Genomic DNA, 23,822 nt, shown 5'->3' on the forward strand with positions numbered 1-23,822 from the left:
GCCTCAAGCCTCGACGAGCGGCGGCACGTTGTGATGGACGAGGTGGGTGGCGCCGTGCTCGTAACCGAGAACCGAGTAAGCGCCGGGGGACAAGGCGAAACGCTTTCCTTCCGTCACCGGGAGCTCGAGCCAGCGGGCGATGAGTGCGCGTGAGAAGTGGCCGTGCCCGATCAGGATCACGTCGCGTTCGGGTAGTTGCGAACGCACCATCGACAGCACCATGTCGGTCCGGGCGTGGATCTGATCGGCCTGCTCGCCGCCGGGGCACGGGTGCGTCCAGACGGTCCAATCGGGCACCGTTGCGCGGATCTCGGGCGTCGTGAGGCCTTCGTAATCGCCGTAGTCCCATTCGGACAGTGCATCCCAGGTTCGCTCTTCCGGCAGGCCGGCGAGATCACCCGTCAACTGTGCGCGCAGCCGCGGACTCGTCAGAATCATGGGGTTCCGGAGGTCGAGGGTTCGCAAGCGATTTCCGGTCGCGGTTGCCTGCATCTCGCCGAGCGGAGTCAGCGGAACCTCGGTCCGGCCCGTGTGTTTCCCGGTGCGTGCCCACTCGGTTTCACCGTGGCGCATGAGTACGACGCGAGCACCGAGGGGGATCGACGAGGGGGCGGACTGGGAGGTCATGTCGACCATCATTGCAGGCTGCCTCGCGTGTGTAGCTCGCCTCCTGGCGCGAAGTGCGCAAGGATCTACGTGTGACGACGGTTCTCGCAGTGGCGAATCAAAAGGGCGGCGTGGCTAAAACCACTACCGTCGCTTCTCTCGGTGCGGCTTTGTCCGCGCTCGGACAACGAGTCTTGGTGGTGGATCTCGACCCGCAGGGCTGCCTGACGTTCTCGCTCGGACACAACCCGGATCGCCTCGAGCGTTCGGTCAACGAGGTCCTGGCGGGTGATCTCGACGCGGTCGACGCCGTGCTGAAGACGGACGACGGTATGGATCTCCTGCCGGCCACGATCGATCTCGCGGGCGCCGAAGCGCTGCTCCTGATGCGACCCGGTCGAGAGTTCGCGCTCAAGCGGGCGCTGTCTCCGCTCCTGGGCTCTTACGACGTCATCATCATCGACTGCCCACCGTCGTTGGGTGTGCTCACACTCAACGGATTGACTGCGGCGCAGTCGGTTCTGGTTCCACTGCAATGCGAAACCCTCGCACACCGCGGCGTCGGACAGCTGCTGCGTACGGTTCGTGAAGTCCAAGCCATCACCAACCCGGATCTTGTTCTGCTCGGCGCACTTCCGACTCTGTACGACGCTCGAACCACGCACAGTCGCGACGTGCTCGCCGACGTCAGCGACCGCTACTCCCTGGCCGTTCTGGCGCCTCCGATCCCACGCACCGTCAAGTTCGCCGAGGCGTCCGCGTCGGGCGCGACGGTCCTCGCCGGACGAAAGAACAAGGGTGCGGATGCCTATCGTGAACTCGCGGACAATCTCGTAAAGCATTGGGCTGGAAACGAAGTCGTGACTTTCGCGCCGGAGCTGGCGATCTGAGGAAGGTGAGCTTCTAGCGCAGCGCGAACAAGGTATCGCCGCGCTGTTCCAGAATCGTCTCGCCCGCACTGGCGAGCACGATCGGTGTCGCCGTCTCACCGCGGTCGACTGCGATCATGCGCTGCACCGCTCCGTCCGACGGACTGACGGCTGCAATGCCGCCCGGAACGGGGATGAGCATCTGACCGGCAACCATGCTTCCGGGTCCGGACGTTCCGTTGACGATCCACGTCGGAGCCAGATCGCTCAGGCGCAGGTTGACGGTCTGCGAGCCGGTCCACCACGTGATCGAAGCCTTGTCGGCGTGGGTGCGGGCGCCTTCGGTCACCGTTCCCTCGATCGGATAGTCGACGATCGGATTGCCGGATCCGTCGAAAATGGTGATGCGAGAAACGGTTCCGTTGGCGGCAGGGAGGTAGACGGCCGTCTTTTCGCCGGCCACGGCAAGCAGGCGGGCGCCCTCGGAGTCGAGGAGAATCGCGGATCCGTACTCTTCGGGTTCCTGGGCGTCCTTGGGTGCGGGATTCATCACCGTCAACCTGTTGGAGGCTTCACCGGGGCAGCGCTCGAGTACCGAGACTCGGTTGGCGCTCGACGCAGCGTCGAGCAGCGTGCATCCGGTGCGGGGTTGCTTGTTGGGGTTGACCTTCGCGTCGACCCGGCCGTACTCGAGGGTTCGGACGAGGTCCGAGCGCCACAGCTCCATTCGCTCACTGCCGCGCGAAATCAGGTAGGTGCCGTCCGCTGAAAGGCTGACCGCAGAATCGGCGTCGCTGTTGCGCTGGTCCTTTCGGGCGCCGGTGTCGGCGACCAGCGACGTGACCTGAGAGCAACCGCGATCGTCCTGATAGACGCTGACGACGCGATCCCACGAACCGATCGCGCCGCACAGCGGAATGTTGCGCGCGTATCGCCATACTTCTTCGCCCGTTGCCGGATCGCGGCCGATCACCTCGGAGCCGTCGGCGGTGACGACGGCATTTCCGACGGTGATCGGTGCCGTCGAGTCGGCACTGGGAGATTCCCACGTCTGCTTCAGGATGTCGGGTAACAACACCGACGTCGACAGAGGTGGGAGTGGAGATTCGGCGGTGACCGAGGTGGTTCCGCGCGCATCACTGCGCAACCACACAACGGTCACCGCCACGATTACGGCCAGCGCGATTGCCAGCGCACCGATGACATCTGAGCGAGTACGCCTTTCGGGAGCCAGCACATCGGCAGCTTACTCTGCGGCGCCTGCTGTCGCGGAAGCCGCGGGGCGACGACGCCGACGGCGACGCGGCTTGGCCGCTCCGTCTTCGTCCGAGTTCTCGGCAGCGGTTGCCGCGGGTGCCGAAGGGGGAGCTGTGGTGGCGCCGGCGGTGGTGGACGTCGCGGCGTCGGTCGAAGCGCCGGCGCGGGTGCGGCGACGGGTCCGGTTGCGGCGGGGAGCGGCCTTCTCTTCGTTGCCGTCCGAGTCGGTCGACTTCGGCGCGTCTGCTTTGTCCGTTGCTGCTTTGTCCGTTGCTGCCTTCTCCGGGGCGGCCTTGGCCTTGCGAACAGTGCCCTTGGCATCGGCCGGAATGGACAACTCTTCGTAGAGGTGCGGCGAGCTGGAGTAGGTCTCGACCGGGTCGGGGATTCCGAGGCTCAGTGCCTTGTCGATGAGCTGCCAGCGAGGGATGTCGTCCCAGTCGACCAGCGTGACGGCGATGCCGGTGCGTCCGGCGCGGCCGGTACGACCGATGCGGTGGACGTAGGTCTTCTCGTCCTCGGGGCACTGGTAGTTGATGACGTGGGTGACGTCGTCGATGTCGATACCGCGGGCAGCGACGTCGGTGGCGACCAGAACGTCGACCTTGCCGTTACGGAAGCCCTTCAGCGCCTTTTCACGGGCGATCTGGCCGAGGTCACCGTGGACGGCACCGACGGAGAAGCCGCGTTCCGCGAGATCGTCGGCCACCTTCTGGGCTGTGCGCTTGGTGCGGGTGAAGATCATCGTCGCGCCGCGGCCTTCGGCCTGCAGGACGCGGGCGACCATCTCGGCCTTGTCGAGCGCGTGTGCACGGTAGATGTGCTGGCTGGTGCGATCGTGCACCGCGGAGGATTCGGCCTCTTCGGCGCGGATGTGCGTCGGCTGCGTCAGGAAGGTGCGAGCCAGGGTGATGATCGGGCCGGGCATCGTCGCGGAGAAGAGCATCGTCTGACGCTTGTCGGGGACCATGCCCATGAGGCGTTCGATGTCGGGGAGGAATCCCAGGTCGAGCATTTCGTCGGCCTCGTCGAGGACGAGAACGCCCACCTTGCCCAGGATCAGGTGCGACTGGTTGGCGAGGTCGAGCAGGCGACCCGGGGTGCCGACGACAACGTCGACGCCCTTCTGGAGTGCCGAGATCTGCGCCTCGTACGGACGGCCGCCGTAGATGGGCAGAACCTGGAGACCGCGGTCGCCGACCCGGAGGTACTTGCTGGCGTTCTCGAGGTCGCGGGCGACCTGGATGCACAGCTCGCGGGTGGGAACGATGATCAGAGCGCGGGGCGTGCCGTCGAGAACAGCTGTGCCGTTCTCGGCGGTGACGATGCGATGCAGGAGCGGGACGCCGAAACCGAAGGTCTTGCCCATTCCGGTGCGGGCCTGACCGATGAGGTCGTCACCGGCGAGAGCCAACGGAAGGGTGAGTTCCTGGATGGCGAAGGTGCGCTCGATGCCGATCTCGTTCAGTGCGCGGACGATTTCGTCGCGGACACCGAGTTCGGCGAAGCTCGGGGGTACATGGGTGTCGTCGAGCTGGACGGAAACGGTGTTCTCGGTTGCTTCGTCTTCGTGGTCGACAGTGATCTTGCTCAGGGGACTAGCCTTTCCTCGTGGCGGTACGCACGCACAAGGTAAGGGGCCAGGCCGTAAGTCGGCCGATGTCGATGCCCTCTTTTTCTTCGGTCATGCCTACGCCTCAGCACTGAATTCCACTCGGACGAATTCGAACCGTCCGGAGATCTCGGCGAAGCGGGCGACAACCGTCGATGCAGGTGCGCGCACATTATCGGTGGGGTTCGTGTGAATACAGCCGTCCCGGCTAACCAAATGGCCCGGGGGAACTGGCGAACTCCCAAGACCATTGTAGCTGCACGTTGTCCGTCCCTCGCGATGACATGTCGAAGATCACCGAATCGGACATGCGGTCCTTGCCGGTCGCGTCGGCCGTCGAAGCACTACAGTTCGTAGTCATGGGCGCACACGATCTTGATGCTTCGACGGACGCTGGAACCGGAGGCCGAGTCGCTTCCGATCACCCTGGCGTGATCGATTTGTTTGCCGTTCTCGCGTATGGCGAGATTTCGGCGTTCTACCGCTTGGCGGAGGACGCACAAATGGCACCGGACCTGCGAGGCAAGGTGGCGTTCGCCAGCATGGCCGCCGCCGAGATGGACCACTTCGAGACTCTGGAAACGGCGTTGACGGAACGTGGCCACGAGATCTTCGCCGTCATGGACCCGTTCGTTCGAGCTCTCGACAACTACCACGCGTCGACGACACCGTCGACGTGGCTGGAATCGCTCGTGAAGGCGTACGTCGGCGACGGAATCGCTGCCGACTTCTATCGCGAGATCGGGCACTCCCTCCCGGCGGATGTCGCGGAAATCGTCGAGGACGTGCTGTCCCAGACGGGCCACTCGGAGTTCGTGGTGCTCGAGGTGAAGGCAGCAGTGGAGGCCAGTACTCGCGCAAAGGACCGGTTGATGCTGTGGGGACGCCGTCTTCTGGGCGAAGCAATCACGCAGGCACAGTTCGTGCTGGCGCAGCGTGAAGATCTCACCGATCTGGTGATCTCCGCCTCCGGCGACCTCAACGGAGTTGTCGCGTTGTTCGACGGCATGCAGGCAAAGCATGCCGAGCGGATGGCGATTCTCGGACTCGTCTAGGTGCCTGTTCGCTCTGGGCACAGCGTGCAGAGGAGCGTGGGCGGTCGTTGCTGCATTAGCCTTGCGTCGACAACGGATGTAATTCACGAACAGTTCGGAGGTTGACCGTGGAGGTCAAGATCGGTGTAATCGACAGCCCGCGTGAGCTCATCGTCAACAGCGAACAGACCCCTGACGAGGTCGAGACACTGGTCGCGGCTGTCCTCGGTGGCCGCGAGCCGGTTCTGGCTCTCGTCGACGACAAGGGCCGCAAGTTCCTGGTGCAGGCTTCTCGTGTGGCGTACGTGGAGATCGGTCCGTCCGATATCCGCAAGGTCGGATTCGCGCCTACCGTCTGACGCGTAGCTGTAACAGCAGAATGGGCGGGCAGTCGTGAGACTGCCCGCCCATTCTCGTTCGGGTTCCGGTTACTTCGTTTCGGCTTGCAGCGGCACGTGTGAGAGACCGCCCCACGCGAGGGTCACGGTGATTTCCACGGCTTCTTCCTTCGGGATCGGCCGCGCGGCCTCGAGCCAGTACCGCGCAGTGAACTGGCTGGCACCGACAAGACCGACCGCAAGGATGCGCGCGCGGTACGGATCGAGTCCGGAATCCTGACTCACCAGGTCGAACACGGCGTCGACGCAGGCTTCGGTGGCTTGTTCGACGCGTGTCTGGACCTGAGGTTCGCCCATGATGTCGGACTCGAACACCAGGCGGAAGCCCTGGGAGTCGTTGTCGACGAAGTCGAAGAACGCCTGGACCGCGGCGCGGACACGCTGTTTGTTGTCCGTCGTCGATCGCAGGGCCTGGCGTACACCCGAGATGAGGCTGTCGACGTAACTCTGCAGGACAGCGACGTACAGTTCGAGTTTGCCTGGGAAATGTTGGTACAGAACTGGCTTGCTGACACCGGCACATTCGGCGATCTCGTCCATGCCGGCCGAGTGGTACCCGTTCGCAACGAATACCTCACTTGCAGCTGCGAGGAGCTGGAGGCGGCGCGCATCGCGGGGGAGGCGGGTGCTGCGACGTGTTCCGGCAGGCTTGCCAGCCGTTGTACCGCGATCGGAGTCAGTCCGATCCGCGAGTTCTGTCATGTCGCTTCCAATCTGAGCAAAAGTAATTCGGTCGGCGCGCGGATCCGCGAGTCGCGTGTGCGTACCCGCCAGTATCCTCCGTCACACCGGTCGTAGCCGAATGAACGATACCGTGTGTCGCCCGGGCGAGTCGCGCGTGCCTCGGTGAGCGAGACCAGCGGTCTTTCTCGTTACAGGACGGGCTGCCATGACACGCCAGGACCAGCAAGTTTCGGTCAGCCCGGGCGAGCGACTTGCCGTGTGTGAGATTCTGGACGACGTGACTGACCCAGGGGGACCGCGCATGCGTGGACGAACTACGCAGAACCCTGAACGTGAGGAACGTCGAATGCGTAGCGGAACTGGAGCGCCTCGCGACGAACGTCGGCCGGAGGTGCCGGATGATCGTGCCTACGGCGAACGCGACTATCGCGGCATTTCCTCCCATCAGCCTTTGCGCGCCCAATGGGATCCGACCAAACGAGAAGTGGGCCGAACCCCGCGTAATCCGCGACCGGACCGGGCAGCGCGAAAGCAGAGCAAGCTCGGGCGCTTCGTCTCGACCTACGGTTGGCGGGCCTACGCGATTCCGGTTCTCGTGGTGCTCACCATTCTTGTGATCGTCGATGCGGTACGGCCGGACGCCACAGACTCCGCGAGCAAGACGTCGGCCACCGCCGACCTCGCGCACAGCACCGACGGAACCGATGTCATCGGTGCCCCACCGGCCGGAGACGGAACTTTTGCTTCGTCGATACCGTCCGGTGCCCTTCCCGACGGTGGTCCGTTCACCGTCGCGGGGGGTGGAACGTGGCACGTCGTACCAGGTACGACGGGCAAGGTCGGACAGGGAACCGAACGCGAGTTCACGTACACGGTCGAGATCGAGGACGGCGTCGACACGACCGGCTTCGGCGGAGACGAATCGTACGGACGCATGGTCGACCAGACACTGGCCAATCCGAAGAGTTGGACCAACGATCCCAAGGTCGCGTTCCGGCGCGTCGACGCCGGCGAGCCGGACTTCCGGATCTCCTTGACCTCACAGATGACGATCCGCGAAGGCTGTGGATACGAAATCGAACTCGAAGGATCCTGCTACAACCCGAGCATGGACCGAGTCCTGCTCAACGAACCGCGATGGGTGCGAGGCGCCATTTCGTTCCAGGGCGACATCGGCTCGTATCGGCAGTATCAGATCAATCACGAGGTCGGCCATGCCATCGGATACGCCGCTCATCAGCCGTGCGAGACCGAAGGCGGACTCGCACCGATCATGATGCAGCAGACCTTCGGAACCGCGAACAACGACATCGCTAGGCTTGATCCCGAGGGCGTCGTTCCGATGAACGGACTCACGTGCCGCTTCAATCCGTGGCCGTACCCCCGAGCGTGACCGGATCGAGAATCCCTGATCTCGTCTTGAACTAGGAGTGTTTCGCGGTGTCTGCAACACCCGTCGTATTGCCACCACTGGTGGAGCCGGCAGCCGAGTTGAGCCGGGAGGAAGTTGCCCGATACAGCCGGCACCTGATCATCCCGAACGTAGGCATGACCGGTCAGAAGCGGCTCAAGAATGCACGAGTCCTGTTCATCGGCGCCGGTGGATTGGGTTCACCGGCACTGCTCTATCTCGCGGCCGCAGGAGTGGGCACCATCGGGATCGTCGAGTTCGACGAGGTCGACATGTCGAACCTGCAGCGTCAGGTGATTCACGGACGCTCCGACGTCGGACGCCCGAAGGCGCTCAGCGCGAAGGAGTCGATTCTCGAAATCAACGAGCACGTCGACGTCCGGTTGCACGAGTTCCGCCTCGACAACTCCAACGCGGTCGAACTGTTCTCCGAGTACGACCTGATCCTGGACGGTACGGACAACTTCGCGACGCGGTACCTCGTCAACGATGCTGCCGTCATCGCGGGAAAGCCGTACGTGTGGGGCTCGATCTACCGCTTCGAAGGGCAGGTCTCGGTCTTCTGGGAAGACGCCCCGGACGGCGCGGGACTGAACTATCGCGATCTTTACCCGGAGGCGCCGCCGCCAGGCATGGTCCCCTCGTGCGCCGAGGGTGGTGTGCTCGGAGTCCTGCCCGCGACCGTCGGTTCGATCATGGCGACCGAGGCGGTCAAGCTCATCACGGGGATCGGCGAACCGCTTCTCGGACGCCTGATGATCTACGACGCACTTGCGATGACGTTCCGGACGATCCGCCTTCAGCGTGATCCGACCCGCGTGCCGGTCACCGCCTTGATCGACTACGACGCGTTCTGCGGTGTCGTGTCCGAAGAGGCGAGTGCCGCTGCTGTCGGTTCGACGATCACGGCGCCCGAACTGGAGGCCATGATCGGCGAGGGACGGTCGATCGAGCTGGTCGACGTACGAGAACCGGTTGAATGGGACATCATGCATCTGCCGGGGGCCGTGCTGATCCCGAAGGACCGCATCCTGTCCGGTGAAGCTCTGGCGACGTTGCCGCAGAACAAGCAGATAGTGCTGTACTGCAAAACCGGCATTCGTTCCGCCGAGGCACTCGCATTTCTCAAGAACGCCGGTTTCTCCGACGCGGTCCACGTTCAAGGCGGCGCGATCGCCTGGGCGAACCAGGTGGATGCGAGTCTGCCGGTCTACTAGGCGCGCCTCGCGGGAGGCGGCGCCGCGCACCGGTAGCGTTGGGGTGTGAGCACAGGCCAACCTCCCCAGCACGTGTGCTCCACCTTCGGCCTCCGTGAAGTCGATCCCATCCCACTCGGTGCGGATTGGGACGGCGGGTGGCTGTGTGGAGACGTTGTCCTTTCAGCAGTCGCGGATCATGCCCGCGCAGCGTGGTCGGCGAAGGTGCGAGAGAACCTCGAAGTCGACGGCGTTCGGCTGGCTCGACCGGTGCGTTCGACCGACGGTCGTTACGTCGTCTCGGGCTGGCGTGCCGACACCTTCATCGTCGGATCGCCGGAACCACGTCACGACGAAGTGGTCTCGATGTCCTGCCGACTGCATGCGGCGACGGCCTCGCTCGAGCGCCCGCGCTTCCTTGCGCAACCGCCCGTGCCGCCGTGGGCCGAGGTCGACGTATTCGTCGCCGCTGATCGCGCGGCATGGGAAACGGTTCCGCTGAGGATCGCGAAGGGCGTCGAGCAACTCGAGACGCCCACTCCTGACGGTCGCAAAAGTCTGGAACTGATCGCCGGGCTCGCTACTTTGCGTAAGCCGGTGCAGAGCCCGGACCAGCTCGTGCACGGCGATCTGTTCGGGACAGTGCTGTTCTCGGGCAGTATGGCGCCCGGAATCACCGACATCACGCCGTATTGGCGGCCGGCTGCGTGGGCCGCCGCCGTCGCTGTGGTCGACGCGATCTCGTGGGGCGGTGCCGACGAGGCACTGGTCGGCCGGTGGGAAGATCTCCCCGAGTGGCCGCAGATGCTTCTACGTGCGGTGATGTTCCGCTTGGCAGTTCATGTTCTGCATCCTCGCTCGACGGCGGACGCGTTCCCGGGGTTGGCCCGTACCTCCGACATCGTGCGCTTGCTGCTCTAGATCGGGGCGCCGGTACCGAAGTCCGAGACCAGGCCCTCGAACAACTCGCGTGCGGCGTTCGAGGCGGCCACGGTGTTCCCGTCGACGACAGCGTTGACGAGGTTCGCGTGCTGCGAGTGGAATCCCTCGCCGGTCGCGTCGATGTGTTGTTGGATCGTGGTCTCGATGACCGGGAGCAGGGAGTCGTAGAACTCCAGGTAGACCTCGTTGTGGCTGGCCGCGACGATTGCTCGGTGCAGGGCGACGTCCGCGGTGGTGGCGGCGTCGACGTCCTGACCCTCCCATGACGCGGTGCGAAGCTCGAGTAGCCGCGTCAGTTCGGCGATGTCGTCTTCGGTTCGCCGTGCGGCGGCCAGGGTGGCCGCGGTGATGTCGAGTGCGCGCCGTAGTTCGAGTACATCCCGCTGGTGGGCGCCGGCAAAGTAGTTGCCCAGAGTGCCACCGAGGTCGGAGACGGCAACGACGTAGGTGCCAGATCCTTGACGACGTTCCAGCATTCCGGCGTGAACGAGCGCCTGGACCGCCTCGCGCACGGTATTGCGACCGGTGCCGGTCAACTCCGACAGTTCCGGTTCGGTGGGGATTTTGGAACCGATCGGCCAGGTTCCGCTCCGGATCTCGTTGCGGAGTTGTTCGGTGACCTGCGAGATGAGACTTGCGCGTCGAACGGGTTGCACGTGGTTGTTTCCTCGGGTCCGGGTAAGTGGTGTGAATGTGACGTTAGATTACCGCGCTTGTGCGAGTTCGTCCGGTCATCCTATGATTTCCCGGTGACTGCTCAACTGGAGAGAACCGAAACCCGCTCGTTGGTACAAGGCCGTGTGCTCGTCTTCGCTGCGATTGCGATGTCTGCGCTAGTACTTCGACTTGCGGTGACCTCGTTCTCGCCCTTGGCGGCCGAGATTCGCGACGAGATCGGCTTCTCCGCCTCGATCGTCGGTGTCTTCGGCATGGTTCCGACCGCAATGTTCGCCATCTTCGGTCTCGTCACTCCCGCCATCGCGAAACGTATCGGGCTCGAGCGGACGGCCCTCGTTGCGATGCTCATGGCCGGCGTCGGAATGCTGTTGCGCGCCATGATGTCTCAGACATGGTCGTTGCTGGCCCTCTCGGCTCTGGCACTGGCAGGCATGGGAATCGGCAATGTCGTGATCCCGCCGTTGGTCAAGCGGTACTTCTCGGATCGCCTCGCCACCATGAGTTCGGTCTACATCGTGGCCGTGCAGATCGGCACCATCGTTCCGGCGTTCGTCGCAGTCCCGGTTGCCGACGCCTTCGGGTGGCGGTTCTCGATCGGCTGGTGGTCCGCCTTCGGCTTCGCCGCAGCAGTGCCGTGGTTGATCACCCTCGCTCGCTCGCGCAAGGCTCGCGCGAACGAAGCCGGGTCCGTCGAGAATGCATCGGATTCGGTTGCGGCAGTGGCAGAACAGCCACGCGGTCAGGTCTGGCGTTCTCCCGTGGCCTGGGGGATGGCCGGCATGTTCGGCATGACCTCACTGATCACGTATTCGATGTTCACGTGGATTCCCTCGATCCTTCGTGACGCCGGAGCCAGTGACGCCTTCGGCGGAACGATGGTCGGAATGTTCTCGGTGATCGGGCTCGTCGCAGCTTTCGGTGCACCGACGCTGTGCGCCCGCATGGCCAATCCCTTCCCTGTCGTGATCGCGTGTGCCGTCTGCTACCTGGTCGGCATGGGCGGGCTGTACTTTGCCCCGATGGCGGCGCCGGTCGTGTGGGTTGTCGTCCTGGGCCTCGGTCCGAGCACGTTCCCGATGTCGCTCACACTGATCAACCTGCGTACTCGTTCGCACATCGGTTCCTCGGCACTGTCCGGCTTCACCCAGGGCATCGGCTACTCCGTTGCCTGCCTCGGTCCGCTCCTGTTCGGCGTTTTCCACGACGTGTCCGGTGGATACGCTGCGCCGTTCGGCCTGCTCGTCGTCGCTGTGATCGTGGTGCTCCTGGGCGCCTACCAGGCATGCAAGCCTCGGATGCTCGAGGATTCCTGGCACGCACCTGCGAAAAACTAGCTCACACCCGGTCTTGTTACCGGGTGAGGATCAATTGACTTCGCGGTCATCGCACGCAGCACCGGCGCAATAACCGTTTTCTACCTTTGGGTCTCCAACATATTCAGGAGGCCCTGGTGAGTCATTACATCGAGCATTGGGATGCAGAGGACGTCGACGCCTGGGAATCCGGCGGCAAGGACATCGCGAAGCGGAACCTGATCTGGTCAGTGGTAGCCGAACACGTCGGCTTCTCGATCTGGTCGATCTGGTCCGTGATGGTGTTGTTCATGCCGACGGATATCTACGGCATCGACGCGGCCGGAAAGTTCTTCCTCGTCGCAGTGCCCACACTTGTCGGGTCGGTCCTCCGTATTCCCTACACGGTTGCCACCGCACGGTTCGGCGGTCGTAACTGGACCGTCATGAGTGCGCTGTTCCTCTTCGTGCCAACACTTCTCACGCTCTACCTGATGATGAACCCGGGTGCGTCGTACACCACGTTCATGTTGGTAGCGGCCACTGCAGGTATCGGCGGCGGCAACTTCGCGTCGTCGATGACCAACATCAATGCCTTCTACCCGCAACGCCTCAAGGGGTGGGCGCTCGGTCTCAATGCCGGCGGCGGCAACATCGGTGTGCCGATGATTCAGCTGATCGGTCTGCTGGTGATCGCCACCGTTGGTAACCGCGCTCCGTGGATCGTCTGCGCCGTCTATCTCGTGTTCATTGCGGCCGCCGCCGTCGGTGCCGCGCTGTTCATGGACAACCTGGGCAACCAGAAGTCGGACCTGCGCTCGATGGCCAAGGCACTCAAGTTCTCCGAGTCGTGGGTGATCAGCTTCCTGTACATCGGTACGTTCGGTTCCTTCATCGGATTCAGCTTCGCCTTCGGTCAGGTTCTGCAGATCAACTTCCTCGCCGGCGGTGCCACTCCGGCCGCGGCGGCGCTGCATGCAGCACAGATCGCCTTCATCGGACCACTCCTCGGTTCGATCGCCCGGCCGCTCGGTGGCAAACTGGCCGACCGCATCGGCGGCGGCAAGATCACCATGTGGACGTTTGTCGCCATGGCATTCGCGGCATCGATACTCGTGACGGCCGGAACGATGGACGACAACACCGCCGGCGTCGCCAGCGCCGGGATCATGGTGACATTCGTTCTCGGATTCATCGCTCTGTTCCTGCTCTCCGGCATCGGAAACGGATCCGTTTACAAGATGATCCCGGCGATCTTCGAGGCGAAGGCTCAGAGCTTCGACCACATGGATCGAAGCGAGAAGGCGACGTGGTCGCGCAGTATCTCCGGCGCTCTCATCGGATTTGCCGGTGCGGTAGGCGGTTTGGGCGGCGTCGGCATCAACCTGGTGCTGCGCGCGTCGTACAGCAGCCCCGCGAAGTCGGCGACCATGGCCTTCTGGGTGTTCCTGGCCTTCTACATCGCCTGCATCGCAGTCACCTGGTTCGTCTTCCTGCGCAAGCCGTCGACGCTGACCACAGACGTCGACGAGGCGAAGGTCGCAGTCACGGCGTGAGCGGTCCGCAGAATCTCAGAACTATCTCGTACCTCAGGAAGTAGGCGTCATGAGCAAGTCGGTTGTTGTCATCGGACACGGAATGGTCGGACACCGATTCGTCGAGGCACTGCGTTCGCGCGACGAAGCGAACAACTGGTCGGTGACCGTACTCTGCGACGAGCAGTACGCAGCGTACGACCGAGTCGGGCTGTCCTCGTACGTCGGAGCGTGGGACCCCAAGGAATTGGCTCTGGCCGGCAACGATTACGACGGTGACGGCCTGGTCGATCTCCGAGTGGGGGACGGCGCGCTCTCGATCGACAAAGATGCACGCACGGTCACGACGACAACCGGCGAGACGATCTCCTACGACGCTCTGGTGATGGCGACCGGTTCGTATCCGTTCGTGCCTCCCGTGCCGGGGCACGACGGCGACGGATGTTTTGTCTACCGCACCCTCGACGACCTCGACGGTATCCGGGCCGCCGCCGAGAAGGCTGGCCCTGGCGCTGTCGGCGTCGTGGTGGGCGGCGGTCTTCTCGGACTCGAGGCCGCAAATGCTCTCTCGCTCATGGGGATGACGGCACACGTCGTCGAGCACAATGCGCGATTGATGCCGATGCAGGTCGACGAGGGTGGCGGCGCACTGCTCGCTCGCCTCGTCACCGAACTCGGGCTCACTGTCCACACCGGTGTCGGGACGGCGGGAATTTCGCAGGCCGACAACGGAATCGTGGTCGAACTCTCCGACGGCTCCACCATCGACGCCGCGCTGCTCGTCTTCTCCGCCGGAGTACGTCCGCGTGATCAGCTGGCCCGCGACGCCGGGATCGCAGTGGGGGAGCGCGGTGGCATCCTGACCGACCTCGGCTGCGTGACTTCGGACGAGAACGTCTACGCAGTCGGCGAATGTGCTGCGGTGGAAGGCCGTTGCTACGGTCTGGTCGCTCCCGGTTACACGACGGCCGAGATCGTGGCCGATCGTCTGCTCGGCGGCGCCGCGGATTTCCCGGGCGCGGACATGTCCACCAAGCTCAAGCTCATGGGCGTCGACGTCGCCAGTTTCGGTGACGCGATGGCGACCTCACCGGGCGCCCTCGAAGTCGTCCTCAGCGACGCGTCCAAGGGGACGTACGCAAAGCTCGTGGTCTCCGACGACGCGAAGATCCTGCTCGGCGGCATTCTTGTCGGTGACGCATCGGCCTACGCGTCGCTGCGCCCGCTGGTCGGTCGCGAACTACCCGGTGACCCGGCGACATTGATCTCGCCTGCGGGGGAGAAGCCGGGTGCAGGCTCGCTGCCCGACGACGCCGAGGTGTGCTCGTGCAACGCCGTGACGAAGGGAGCCATCTGCGGTGCAATCGCAGCCGGCGCATGCGACATCGCTTCGGTGAAGGCGTGCACCAGCGCCGGAACCACTTGTGGCGGTTGCCTTCCCACCGTGAAGCAGCTGCTGGCCGATTCCGGCGTCGTGATGTCGAAGGCACTGTGCGAACATTTCGCGCAGTCGCGGGCCGAGTTGTTCCAGATCGTCCAGTCGACGCAGACCAGAACCTTCTCGGCGCTGATCGCCAAGTACGGCAAGGGCGCCGGTTGCGACATCTGCAAGCCCGTAGTCGCTTCGATTCTGGCCTCGACGGACTCCGATCACATCCTGCACCGCCAGCAGGCGTCGTTGCAGGACACCAACGATCACTTCCTCGCAAACATCCAGAAGAACGGTACGTACTCCGTGGTACCTCGGATGCCGGGCGGCGAGGTCACGGGTGAGCAACTCATCGTCATCGGAGAAGTGGCGCGAGACTTCGGCTTGTACACGAAGGTGACCGGCGGTCAGCGCATCGACTTGTTCGGTGCCCGCGTCGAACAGTTGCCCGCGATCTGGAAGCGCCTCGTCGACGCCGGGATGGAATCGGGTCAGGCGTACGGCAAGTCCCTCCGGACGGTCAAGAGTTGCGTCGGTTCGAGTTGGTGCCGCTACGGTGTCCAGGATTCGGTGGGTATGGCCGTCGACCTCGAGAATCGCTACCGCGGTCTGCGTTCGCCGCACAAGATCAAGTTCGGCGTCTCGGGTTGCGCCCGTGAATGTGCCGAAGCGCGAGGCAAGGACGTCGGCGTCATCGCGACGGAGAACGGTTGGAATCTGTATGTGGGCGGTAACGGCGGACAGTCGCCCAAACACGCTCAGTTGCTTGCCGGAGGCCTCGACGACGCGACCTTGGTCAAGTACATCGACCGCTACCTCATGTTCTACATCCGTACTGCCGATCGCCTCCAGCGCACGGCGCCGTGGGTCGAATCACTCGAAGGCGGACTCGATCACCTCAAGGCCGTGATTTGTGAAGACAGCCTGGGTATCGGCGAAGAACTCGAGGCACTGATGGCCAAGCACGTCGAGGGTTACCAGGACGAATGGGCCGGTGTGCTGGGTGATCCGGAGAAATTGTCGAGGTTCGTCTCGTTCGTCAACGCACCGGAAGAAGCCGACCCGACGGTTGTGTTCGACGAGACCGGAGTGCGCAAGGTTCCGGTCCTGATGGGCATGCCGAGCATCCCCACGCGCCGGTAATAGTCGCGTAACCCGTGGGAAACACGGGATCCGTAGAAACGTAGACAAGAACCCGCGCGACGTTGTCGCCGGATCGACAGGAGGACTTCGATGAGTGTCATCGATGCGCAGATCGCCAAGCTGGATTCGGATCGACTCGAATGGACGTCGGCCTGCCCGCTGAGCCATCTGATCCCTGGGCGCGGAGTTGCCGTGCTTCTTCGCGGCGGCGAGCAGGTGGCACTGTTCCTACTCGAGGACGGCACACTCCGGGCTGTCAGCAACTTCGATCCGTACGGCCGCGCCGCGGTGATGTCTCGCGGACTCGTCGGCGACCGGGACGGTGAACCGATCGTGGTCTCGCCACTGCTCAAGCAGGCGTTCTCGCTGGTCGACGGCCGGGCGCTGGACGACTCGTCGGTTGCGCTGCCGGTGTACGGCGTTCGCGTGTGGGCTGGAGTCGTTCAGGTACACAGCCTGCAGATGCAGGGCGTTCGCTCGACTGTCTCCGATGCAGTCTCGTGAGTGACGACATGCCGTTGGCTGGATTCACGGTAGGTATCACTGCTTCGCGCCGCGCCGAGGAGTTCGCGACCTTGCTGACTCGTCGGGGAGCGGATGTCGTTCACGCTCCGGCGATTCGAATCATTCCGTTGGCCGACGACCGTGAGCTCGAAAGGGTGACACAGCAGATCATCTCGGATCCTCCCGAGGTGGTTGTCGCCACCACCGGGATCGGATTCCGGGGTTGGCTGGAAGCAGCCGACGGGTGGGGCGAAGCCGAAAATCTCGGATCCGCGTTGGGCTCGGCTCGTCTGCTCGCGCGAGGACCGAAGGCCAAGGGAGCAATCCGCGCGGCCGACCTTCGTGAGGAATGGTCACCGGCATCCGAGTCTTCCGCCGAGGTGCTCGAACATCTTCTGGCAGAAGGTGTCTCGGGAAAGCGGATCGCTGTACAACTGCATGGTGCGACCACCGAGTGGGAGCCGATTCCCGACTTCTGTCAGGTGTTGCGCGAGGCCGGCGCCGAGGTCATCGCGGTGCCCGTCTATCGATGGGAACCGCCGGAGGATCCGACGCTGCTCGACCGGATGATCGACGCCATAGCGTCAGCCGGAATCGACGCCGTCAGCTTCACCAGTGCACCGGCCGTAGCCTCGATGTTGATGCGCGCCGACAAGACCGGGGATCTCGCCGACATTCTCGACGCGATGCGGGGTCCGGTGGCGGCCATGTGCGTCGGCCCGGTCACCTCGGCGCCGCTCGAAGCCTTGAATGTACCGACCACAGCCCCGGCGCGGGCACGTCTGGGCGCGCTCGCGAGACACATCGTCGACGAACTCCCGCAGCGAGCCAACAAGATTCAAGCCGGCGAACACGAAATCAGCATTCGCGGCGGTTGCGTAGTCGTGGACGGTGAAGTGAAGCAATTGCCGCCGGCTGCGATGTCGTTGATCCGCACTCTCGGTGCCAGCCCCGGTCGAGTCGTCTCCCGCGACGAACTGCTGGCTTCTCTTCCCGGCGGCGGCGGCGACACCCATGCCGTCGAGACCGCCGTCGCCCGATTGCGCGCGTGCCTCGGCGCGCCCAAAGCCGTTCAGACGGTGGTCAAGCGGGGCTATCGACTTGCCCTCGACCCCGGCGACTACGTACAGAATCCAGGTGACTATGCAACGCGATGACGATGTCCTCGTCCTGGTAGCTCATGGCACGCGTAGTGCACGTGGCGTGGAAATGGTTGCCGCACTGGCCGACGCCGTCGGCACGCGCGTCGGACGCACGCGCGTTGCCTTTGTCGATGTGCTCGGTCCGTCACCTTCGGAAGTCCTCCGGGACACTCCGGGGCGAGCGATTCTCGTACCGGCGTTCCTGGCGTCCGGCTACCACGTTCACACCGATGTTCGACGCGAAGTGGCGATCAGTGAGCACTCGGCTGTGAGTGTGACGCCCGCACTCGGACCCGATCCGGCGCTTGCACGCGTGTTGCTTCGGCGCTTGACCGAAGCGGGGTGGAATCCGGGTGACGCGACAGTGCTTGCTGCCGCCGGGTCGTCCGATGCGTGGGCGCTGCGAGACGTCGAGCGTGCTGCGCTGATGCTTGCCGAAGCGGCGGGGACTCGTGTCGACATCGGGTACATCGCGACCGGGGAGCCGAAGGTAGCCGATGTTGTTGCAGCAGCACGCGTTCGCGGCGCGAAGCGAGTTTTTGTCGCCTCGTACCTCCTCGCGCACGGGCTGTTCCACGAAAGGTTGCACGCTGCAGGAGCCGATGGTGTGACCGAACCGCTCGGCGTCGATCCGGGAGTGGTGGACCTTGTCGTGAATCGGTATGAGAGTGCGCGAAGGGAACTAGTATCGCTGCATGACGTCTCACTCCGTAACGCCGACGTATGCCGACCTGGTCGCAGCAGTTCGTGAATCCGACGTCAAGGCACAGGCTCTCATCGGTGCACTGACCGAAGAGCAGGCGCGGGAGCCCTCCGGGCTCCCCGGGTGGAGTCGGGGACACGTCGTGACGCACATGTCGCGCAACGCCGACGCGCTGGGCAGATTTGTTGCCGGCGTGCAGGGCGGCGAATCGGGGGAGATGTATCCAGGGGGGCCGGATGCGCGCAATGCTGCAATCGAAGAGGGCGCAGATCGCCCGGCTGAATTGTTGGCCCTCGACTACCGCTTCTCGGGAACGAGGCTGGTCGACGCGTTGTGCGAGATCCCGACAGATCGACTGGACACACCGGTGCCGTGGCGCAAACCTGTGACGGCATTCGATCTACCGATCCTGCGCTGGAACGAGATCGAGATTCACCTGATGGACCTCGACATCGGTTACACCTGCCACGACTGGCCTGCCGAGTTCGTGGAATTCACTCTCGCCAGTCAGTTGGGCGCACTCGAGACGGCGTTCCCGGGTGTACGAGTGCCGTCGCTGTCCGACGCGGAGACCTTGGCCTGGTTGGTTGGGAGGCCGACGAGGGTGGGGCTGCCGACTCTCCCTGCCTGGCCGTTCTGAGATGCAGCCGTTCTGAGATGCAGCCGTTCTGAGATGCAGCCGTTCTGAGAGTTAGAACAGGGTGGGGGCGCTCACGTCGTTGCGTGCTTGGGCCAACCGCGCACTCCACCTTTTCACCAACCACATCTCGACGATCTCGGGTTGGGTGCCGGCGGCATAGGCCCAGCTGTCGAGAAGTTCGCAGTACCGGCGGTAGCGACGCGTCGTGAAGCCGGTGACGGAAGGATCCTCGAGCCAGCCCTCGTGGATGAGCGTCGAGACTCCGTACTGGTCGATCATCTGAGCGCGTCGGCCTTCGTCCTGTACGCCCACTGCCCACATGAAAGCGGCCATCAGCGATACCCCGACACCGGGGGTGAGTGGCCACCCGGACCAGGTGTCGCGCCGGACGACGGGCATCGACTTGTTTTTCGAGCAGTGATCGAGAATGGCTGTGATCTGGGTCAGCGGATCCTCGTCCTCGCGGTGATGGGGATTGAAGACGTTGGGGAACCGCCGTGTGAAACGTCGGCTCTCGTGCGAGCCCTGCCAGGCCGCGCAGAGAAACAGTAGTCCGAGGCCGTCGTGCTGGGCGACAACGAGATCGCTCGACGGGCGAAGGTCGTTGCGTTGAACGATGGCTCGGCCTTCGGTGATCACTTTGCCGTCGAGATCACGCCCGCGCAGGCTGATGGTGTGGCCGGCGTCCTTCAGGTGGGCGTTCCACCAATCCAGGTCGACGGTGGCTTCGTCGTCGAGGACGTGCAGTGGAAAGGTGCGGGAGCGGCACCACTCGACCAATGCGTCCGGCGGTTCGAATCCTTCGTCGACACGATTCATGGCGCGATGATCCCACGAGTCGCCGACAGTAATTCGTGCGACGCGCAGTCCACCGGGATGGAACCGGACACTCGCGGTACGCTCCGCTCATGAAATTCGCGTCCTCGCAGGTGCGGTCGGCGCTGTGGACGGTAGCCATCGCTTTGGCGGCCACGAGTCTGAGCGGATGTATCGGTGCCGTCGATCGGATGGATTTCGACAATCAGATGCGCGAACGTGGCGGTGGGATGACGTCGGAGTTGGTGCGAGGCGGGTTCGACAGCCTCGCACATAGATACGGCGTCGACGCGGTATCGGTGACCAGCATCGACATCAGCCCGATCGAGACGCTCGGAGTCACCGTTCGAGACCCCGGGAAGCCGACCCAGCTCGACAGATTCTCTTTCGACGGAGTCATTCTCGGCGAGCCGAGCCCCGTGCAAGTCAGTGTCACCGACGATCTCGATGCACGATCGTTCACGCTGGATCAAGTGCCGGCATTGACGAACCTCGAGAAGTTGGTCGACGACGCGCTGGAGAACAGCGGTGTCGACGACGGCGAAGTCACCGGGATCTCGGTCAGTCGCACCGAGGCGATTCGCGCATCCGTGATGGTGGAATCTCCACGCTCGCGGGCGCTGGTGGTCTTCGAGCCTGACGGAACTCCCTTCCTGGTGCACCCGCTGTGAGCCGCCGTATCGCTCCGTTGGTGATCTCGGTAGTGGTGATCGTGGTCGTGGGAATCTTTGCTGCACTACTGTCTTCGGTGATCTGGCCAGGACAGGTCGCTCATTTGGCGCCGATTTTCTGTGAAGCTCCCACATCGAGCGCGATGGTCGTCTCGGATACCTTTTCCGACGGCGACGGTACGTCCACCAATTTCACGCTGTACTGCGTCGGACCGCGCGGTCAGACCGTTGATGCCGGCTGGTTGCTGCCGTTCTTAGTGCTGTGGGGCGTGTATTCGCTGGTGCTTGCGACAGTGGTCGGCGTGGTCGGGGTCAACCGGCGTAGGCGCCCAAACGACTGACCCGATCAGCGTGGGAGGACAACCACTTCGGCGACGGCACCGTCTTCCGCGTGTGGCGGAACGAGTGCAAACGCGGAGCGCCCGATCAACCCCGCCAGGTGTGCGGTACGTACAGACGGTTCGGCGCGCCAGCGACCGTCGGCGGATTGTGTGACCGGCAGTAGGCGTACCGCATCGGAAGTCACCGCAGCGGCGTTCTCGATGATGCCGAGCAGTGGCGGTGGTGTGTCGCTTCCCGTCAAGGCGGCCACGACGGTGGGCAGCATCGTCAACAGGGTGGTCACTGCGGCGTACGGGTTGCCGGGGAGGCCGAGAACCACCCGACCACTGGGCAGGACAGCCGTTATCTGAGATCCGCCCGGGCGCGAGGCGACTCGCCCGACAATCGTGCGAGCGCCGAGTCGATCGAGCGCACTGCGCATTTCGTCGGCAGCGCCGCCGCCCGTCGCACCAATGACAACAAGCAGGTCCTGTTCAGTCGCATCCGCCAGTACACGCTCGAAACTGTCGGCCGTGTCCCTCAGGTGCGAATTCGCCACGCACCGTAAGCCGTTGCTTTCCAATAGGTAGGGGAGAATCCCACCGACGGAGTCGCGGGTCTGACCTTCACGCAGTGGACCGGTCCGCCGGATCTCGTCGCCGGTGACTGTCACGCGTGCCCGTACCGGACCACGGACGAGGGCGTCGAACACTTCACCGCTGGCAGCTGCGGAGACCACCGCCGGAGTCACCGCGGTACCAGTCGGGGCGATCGTGAATCCGGTGGTCCAATCTTCCCCTCGTGGTCGAGCGTCGTTGCGGTGCGGCGCATCCGGCAGTCTCCGTACCATCCGAGATGGCTCGTCGACGGACAGATACTCGTCACGAATCACCGAGGTGGCGCCGAGGGGCAGGTGTGCTCCCGTGGCAATGCGAATCGCTTCGCCTTCACCGAGTTCGAGTTGCCCGTCGGCGCCCGCGATACGGATCTCGGTGCGGATTCGCCAGGGACCCTCGCCGGAGACGGCGTACCCGTCCATCGCCGAGACATCGGATCGAGGAAGATCACCCAGGGCGACGAGAGGCTGCGCGAGCGTTGCTCCGAGACTGTCGGCGAGGGCGGCCCGGTGTGGTGACAATGCTGTCAGTGAGTTCCTGACGGCGGCGCGGGCTTGCTCGATCGTCAGGCGCGGATGGTTTCGCGCGCGGTCGATGTCCGCCGGTGTGTCGCAGTCAGTGGTACCAGCGACACGCAGCGTCGAGAACGGTTCGGTGACAATCGCTTTCATAGGTTGATTCTCCAACCCCGAACTCTCCCGCAATGTGGACAGGCGTTGCCGGAGCTCGCGAAATGTCCACGCGGAGAGCAGGAATTGGGTTCGGTTGTTCTCGTCCACGGCACACGTCACCGGACTGTCCGTCGACGTGGCAGCTATCAAAGCGTCGACTGATACGGCCTCGATGTGCGGCAGATCGGACGCCAGGACCACCACCACGGCGTCGTCGGGTAACCGGGTCGCAGACAATCCGGCCCAGATCGCCTCGACAGGGCCGGCTCCGGCCGGAGTTTCCTGAGTTTGAGTGATGCCAGGATCAAGTTCAGGGCGATGTGGACCGACCACGACGACGGCGTCCAGATGCGCCGTCGCTGAAAGCGCGATGTCGAGGAGCCTGCGGCCGTGAACGAGCAGGCCGGGTTTGTCGACACCACCCATTCGGGTCCCGCGACCACCCGCCAGAATGAGGGCGGCTGTCGGCGGCGTGACGGTCATACCTCCATGCTGCCCCATCGCCCGCGTCACGACGACCGGTGACACGTGAATCAGAAGTGATACCGAGCTTTCTTCAGGTCGATCCGACCGTCCTTGATCGGCACGCCTTCGAGTTCGAGCTTGGCGATCTGACGATGAGCCAGGTGCGCCGACGGTTTGCCGGAGGCGCCGAGAACCCGATGCCACGGCAGGTCGGCAGAGTCCGTTCGCATGATCCAACCGACCGTGCGAGCACTGGAAAGTCCTGCAGCATCAGCGATATCGCCGTACGTCGCCACGAAACCGGCCGGAATCGACGCGATGAGGCGCCGTACCTCTTCGATCTGCTCTTCGGTGGTGGCTGCCATGTCGGTTCCTTCAGAGCATGCTGCGAACGAGGGCGGCGACTTCGTCGGCCCGCACGTGCGGGACCATGTGGTCACAGTCGAATTCGACACCGGTCAGATTTTCACCGAGGTGCTCGGTGAGTGCTGCCCGGAGCTCGGCGGTGACGTACGGCGGTTGGACCTTCATCGCCTGAACCAGCACGGTGGGCATCGACGACGGAGGCAGCACGATCGGGCGAGCGAGTTCGCCCCACCCGGTCACGATCGCGGGCGTGGACAGGCGCCAGTTGACGCGTCCGTTGCCCAGTTCGATCAGGTGTTCAGCCATCTCGACGTCGAGGTCCTGGGTGGGAACCTCACCCCACGAGCCGTGAATCTTCTCGGAGTATGCCTCTGCCGCATCGGTGTAATCCGGTGAGCCGATTGTGAGTTCGGCCACTTCCTGCATGAAAGTCGGATCCAACCCGATCGCCGGGTCGAGCAGGACGAGCCCACGAACGCGTTCCGGTGCGGTGGCCGCGAGGTGCAGCGCCAGCATTCCGCCGAAAGAATGCGCGACGATCACCACCGGTCCGGTGGCATGTTCGTCGAGCGTCTCCAGCAGGCTCGCCACGTGGGATTCGATGTTCCACGGAGGAGCCCAGGTCGAGCGTCCGTGACCACGCAGATCGGGCGAGATCCAGCGCGCTTGGGGCAGTTGGTTCTCGGCCATCGACTGCCAACGTCGGCCGTGACCGGTCAGACCGTGCAGCGAAAGGATCTCCGGTGCCCCGACGGGTCCGTAGAGATACGTATGGAGTGCAGACACGAGGTCAATCATGCCGGAAGCAGGCGATGTGTGA

Annotated in this window: 24 protein-coding genes; 15 read left to right on the forward strand and 9 right to left on the reverse strand. The window is 64.0% G+C overall.

What is annotated here, in order from left to right:
- Positions 1 to 3: 3 nt before the first annotated feature.
- Positions 4 to 627, reverse strand: a complete 624-nt coding sequence (locus tag PCS43_RS10735; protein ID WP_080552758.1) for an acid phosphatase — start codon at positions 625 to 627, stop codon at positions 4 to 6.
- A 71-nt stretch (positions 628 to 698) separates the two neighbouring features.
- Here PCS43_RS10735 and PCS43_RS10740 point away from each other — a divergent pair, with 71 nt between their 5' ends.
- Positions 699 to 1,496 (forward strand): ParA family protein, encoded by a 798-nt coding sequence (locus PCS43_RS10740; RefSeq protein WP_030535000.1) that lies wholly within the window; start codon positions 699 to 701, stop codon positions 1,494 to 1,496.
- A 13-nt stretch (positions 1,497 to 1,509) separates the two neighbouring features.
- Here the strand turns inward: PCS43_RS10740 and PCS43_RS10745 are convergent, their stop codons facing one another.
- Positions 1,510 to 2,712, reverse strand: coding sequence for an Rv3212 family protein (locus PCS43_RS10745; RefSeq protein ID WP_030534999.1), 1,203 nt, complete (start codon positions 2,710 to 2,712; stop codon positions 1,510 to 1,512).
- A gap of 9 nt (positions 2,713 to 2,721) precedes the next feature.
- Positions 2,722 to 4,326, reverse strand: coding sequence for a DEAD/DEAH box helicase (locus tag PCS43_RS10750; RefSeq protein WP_030534998.1), 1,605 nt, complete (start codon positions 4,324 to 4,326; stop codon positions 2,722 to 2,724).
- Between the two features lie 377 nt (positions 4,327 to 4,703).
- Between PCS43_RS10750 and PCS43_RS10755 the strand changes: the two genes are divergently transcribed.
- Together PCS43_RS10755 and PCS43_RS10760 are read left to right on the forward strand one after the other, a co-directional pair.
- Positions 4,704 to 5,399, forward strand: a complete 696-nt coding sequence (locus PCS43_RS10755) for a ferritin-like fold-containing protein (protein WP_029255047.1) — start codon at positions 4,704 to 4,706, stop codon at positions 5,397 to 5,399.
- Positions 5,400 to 5,506: 107 nt separating this feature from the next.
- The gene (locus PCS43_RS10760; RefSeq protein ID WP_003942312.1) at positions 5,507 to 5,737 is read left to right on the forward strand and encodes a DUF3107 domain-containing protein; all 231 of its coding nucleotides are present in this window, start codon (positions 5,507 to 5,509) and stop codon (positions 5,735 to 5,737) included.
- 69 nt (positions 5,738 to 5,806) lie between these two features.
- Here the strand turns inward: PCS43_RS10760 and PCS43_RS10765 are convergent, their stop codons facing one another.
- On the reverse strand, positions 5,807 to 6,478 hold the full coding sequence (locus tag PCS43_RS10765; protein WP_003942309.1) for a TetR/AcrR family transcriptional regulator: 672 nt from the start codon (positions 6,476 to 6,478) through the stop codon (positions 5,807 to 5,809).
- Between the two features lie 328 nt (positions 6,479 to 6,806).
- Here PCS43_RS10765 and PCS43_RS10770 point away from each other — a divergent pair, with 328 nt between their 5' ends.
- The 3 genes from PCS43_RS10770 to PCS43_RS10780 are packed head-to-tail and all read left to right on the forward strand — an operon-like array spanning position 6,807 to position 9,988.
- Positions 6,807 to 7,853, forward strand: coding sequence for a DUF3152 domain-containing protein (locus PCS43_RS10770; protein ID WP_007731223.1), 1,047 nt, complete (start codon positions 6,807 to 6,809; stop codon positions 7,851 to 7,853).
- Between the two features lie 47 nt (positions 7,854 to 7,900).
- A complete protein-coding gene (gene moeZ, locus PCS43_RS10775; protein ID WP_003942292.1) occupies positions 7,901 to 9,088 on the forward strand; it encodes an adenylyltransferase/sulfurtransferase MoeZ in 1,188 nt (395 codons plus the stop codon).
- Positions 9,089 to 9,133: 45 nt separating this feature from the next.
- Entirely contained in the window at positions 9,134 to 9,988 is an 855-nt protein-coding gene (locus tag PCS43_RS10780) for a TIGR02569 family protein (RefSeq protein ID WP_007731227.1), read from the forward strand.
- Here the strand turns inward: PCS43_RS10780 and PCS43_RS10785 are convergent.
- Positions 9,985 to 10,665 (reverse strand): FadR/GntR family transcriptional regulator, encoded by a 681-nt coding sequence (locus PCS43_RS10785; protein ID WP_003942319.1) that lies wholly within the window; start codon positions 10,663 to 10,665, stop codon positions 9,985 to 9,987. The genes PCS43_RS10780 and PCS43_RS10785 overlap by 4 nt on opposite strands.
- Before the next feature lie 93 nt (positions 10,666 to 10,758).
- Between PCS43_RS10785 and PCS43_RS10790 the strand changes: the two genes are divergently transcribed.
- The 7 genes from PCS43_RS10790 (at position 10,759) to PCS43_RS10820 (ending at position 19,075) form a co-directional block, all read left to right on the forward strand.
- Positions 10,759 to 12,021, forward strand: a complete 1,263-nt coding sequence (locus PCS43_RS10790; RefSeq protein WP_063316627.1) for an MFS transporter — start codon at positions 10,759 to 10,761, stop codon at positions 12,019 to 12,021.
- Between the two features lie 113 nt (positions 12,022 to 12,134).
- Positions 12,135 to 13,535, forward strand: a complete 1,401-nt coding sequence (locus PCS43_RS10795) for an MFS transporter (RefSeq protein ID WP_085989607.1) — start codon at positions 12,135 to 12,137, stop codon at positions 13,533 to 13,535.
- 49 nt (positions 13,536 to 13,584) lie between these two features.
- Positions 13,585 to 16,086 carry a nitrite reductase large subunit NirB gene (gene nirB / locus PCS43_RS10800; protein ID WP_073512810.1) on the forward strand — a complete coding sequence of 834 codons (2,502 nt, stop codon included), beginning with the start codon at positions 13,585 to 13,587 and terminating at the stop codon, positions 16,084 to 16,086.
- A 90-nt stretch (positions 16,087 to 16,176) separates the two neighbouring features.
- On the forward strand, positions 16,177 to 16,590 hold the full coding sequence (nirD, locus tag PCS43_RS10805; protein ID WP_042922175.1) for a nitrite reductase small subunit NirD: 414 nt from the start codon (positions 16,177 to 16,179) through the stop codon (positions 16,588 to 16,590).
- The gene (locus PCS43_RS10810; RefSeq protein WP_073512809.1) at positions 16,587 to 17,747 is read left to right on the forward strand and encodes a uroporphyrinogen-III synthase; all 1,161 of its coding nucleotides are present in this window, start codon (positions 16,587 to 16,589) and stop codon (positions 17,745 to 17,747) included. Before nirD ends, PCS43_RS10810 begins: the two co-directional genes overlap by 4 nt.
- On the forward strand, positions 17,734 to 18,483 hold the full coding sequence (locus PCS43_RS10815; RefSeq protein WP_209911562.1) for a sirohydrochlorin chelatase: 750 nt from the start codon (positions 17,734 to 17,736) through the stop codon (positions 18,481 to 18,483). The genes PCS43_RS10810 and PCS43_RS10815 overlap by 14 nt, the downstream gene beginning before the upstream one ends.
- Positions 18,428 to 19,075, forward strand: a complete 648-nt coding sequence (locus tag PCS43_RS10820; RefSeq protein ID WP_073512808.1) for a maleylpyruvate isomerase family mycothiol-dependent enzyme — start codon at positions 18,428 to 18,430, stop codon at positions 19,073 to 19,075. The genes PCS43_RS10815 and PCS43_RS10820 overlap by 56 nt, the downstream gene beginning before the upstream one ends.
- A 51-nt stretch (positions 19,076 to 19,126) precedes the next feature.
- On the opposite strand, the gene PCS43_RS10825 is transcribed toward PCS43_RS10820, so the two are convergent.
- Positions 19,127 to 19,894, reverse strand: coding sequence for an 8-oxoguanine DNA glycosylase OGG fold protein (locus tag PCS43_RS10825; protein WP_003942311.1), 768 nt, complete (start codon positions 19,892 to 19,894; stop codon positions 19,127 to 19,129).
- 89 nt (positions 19,895 to 19,983) lie between these two features.
- Here PCS43_RS10825 and PCS43_RS10830 point away from each other — a divergent pair, with 89 nt between their 5' ends.
- On the forward strand, positions 19,984 to 20,562 hold the full coding sequence (locus tag PCS43_RS10830) for a hypothetical protein (protein WP_042922177.1): 579 nt from the start codon (positions 19,984 to 19,986) through the stop codon (positions 20,560 to 20,562).
- Positions 20,559 to 20,903, forward strand: a complete 345-nt coding sequence (locus tag PCS43_RS10835; protein ID WP_054826395.1) for a hypothetical protein — start codon at positions 20,559 to 20,561, stop codon at positions 20,901 to 20,903. The genes PCS43_RS10830 and PCS43_RS10835 overlap by 4 nt, the downstream gene beginning before the upstream one ends.
- Positions 20,904 to 20,908: 5 nt before the next feature.
- Here the strand turns inward: PCS43_RS10835 and PCS43_RS10840 are convergent, their stop codons facing one another.
- Genes PCS43_RS10840 through PCS43_RS10850 form a run of 3 tightly spaced genes read right to left on the reverse strand, consistent with a single transcriptional unit; the run spans position 20,909 to position 23,800 of the window.
- Positions 20,909 to 22,654, reverse strand: a complete 1,746-nt coding sequence (locus tag PCS43_RS10840) for an NTP transferase domain-containing protein (RefSeq protein ID WP_209908163.1) — start codon at positions 22,652 to 22,654, stop codon at positions 20,909 to 20,911.
- Positions 22,655 to 22,704: 50 nt separating this feature from the next.
- Positions 22,705 to 23,001 carry an MGMT family protein gene (locus PCS43_RS10845; RefSeq protein WP_003942322.1) on the reverse strand — a complete coding sequence of 99 codons (297 nt, stop codon included), beginning with the start codon at positions 22,999 to 23,001 and terminating at the stop codon, positions 22,705 to 22,707.
- Positions 23,002 to 23,011: 10 nt separating this feature from the next.
- The gene (locus PCS43_RS10850) at positions 23,012 to 23,800 is read right to left on the reverse strand and encodes an alpha/beta hydrolase (protein WP_042922178.1); all 789 of its coding nucleotides are present in this window, start codon (positions 23,798 to 23,800) and stop codon (positions 23,012 to 23,014) included.
- Between the last annotated feature and the right edge of the window lie 22 nt (positions 23,801 to 23,822).

The organism is Rhodococcus sp. C-2 (assembly GCF_027854095.1).
Taxonomy (GTDB): domain Bacteria; phylum Actinomycetota; class Actinomycetes; order Mycobacteriales; family Mycobacteriaceae; genus Rhodococcus_F; species Rhodococcus_F qingshengii.

What these genes read in the sequence shown, in the direction of transcription:
- PCS43_RS10735 (WP_080552758.1), bottom strand. Translation starts at nt 627, where the DNA reads ATGACCTCCCAGTCCGCCCCCTCGTCGATCCCCCTCGGTGCTCGCGTC.
- PCS43_RS10755 (WP_029255047.1), top strand. Translation starts at nt 4,704, where the DNA reads ATGGGCGCACACGATCTTGATGCTTCGACGGACGCTGGAACCGGAGGC.
- PCS43_RS10765 (WP_003942309.1), bottom strand. Translation starts at nt 6,478, where the DNA reads ATGACAGAACTCGCGGATCGGACTGACTCCGATCGCGGTACAACGGCT.
- PCS43_RS10770 (WP_007731223.1), top strand. Translation starts at nt 6,807, where the DNA reads ATGCGTAGCGGAACTGGAGCGCCTCGCGACGAACGTCGGCCGGAGGTG.
- nirB (WP_073512810.1), top strand. Translation starts at nt 13,585, where the DNA reads ATGAGCAAGTCGGTTGTTGTCATCGGACACGGAATGGTCGGACACCGA.
- nirD (WP_042922175.1), top strand. Translation starts at nt 16,177, where the DNA reads ATGAGTGTCATCGATGCGCAGATCGCCAAGCTGGATTCGGATCGACTC.
- PCS43_RS10815 (WP_209911562.1), top strand. Translation starts at nt 17,734, where the DNA reads ATGCAACGCGATGACGATGTCCTCGTCCTGGTAGCTCATGGCACGCGT.
- PCS43_RS10820 (WP_073512808.1), top strand. Translation starts at nt 18,428, where the DNA reads ATGACGTCTCACTCCGTAACGCCGACGTATGCCGACCTGGTCGCAGCA.
- PCS43_RS10825 (WP_003942311.1), bottom strand. Translation starts at nt 19,894, where the DNA reads ATGAATCGTGTCGACGAAGGATTCGAACCGCCGGACGCATTGGTCGAG.
- PCS43_RS10830 (WP_042922177.1), top strand. Translation starts at nt 19,984, where the DNA reads ATGAAATTCGCGTCCTCGCAGGTGCGGTCGGCGCTGTGGACGGTAGCC.
- PCS43_RS10840 (WP_209908163.1), bottom strand. Translation starts at nt 22,654, where the DNA reads ATGACCGTCACGCCGCCGACAGCCGCCCTCATTCTGGCGGGTGGTCGC.
- PCS43_RS10845 (WP_003942322.1), bottom strand. Translation starts at nt 23,001, where the DNA reads ATGGCAGCCACCACCGAAGAGCAGATCGAAGAGGTACGGCGCCTCATC.
- PCS43_RS10850 (WP_042922178.1), bottom strand. Translation starts at nt 23,800, where the DNA reads ATGATTGACCTCGTGTCTGCACTCCATACGTATCTCTACGGACCCGTC.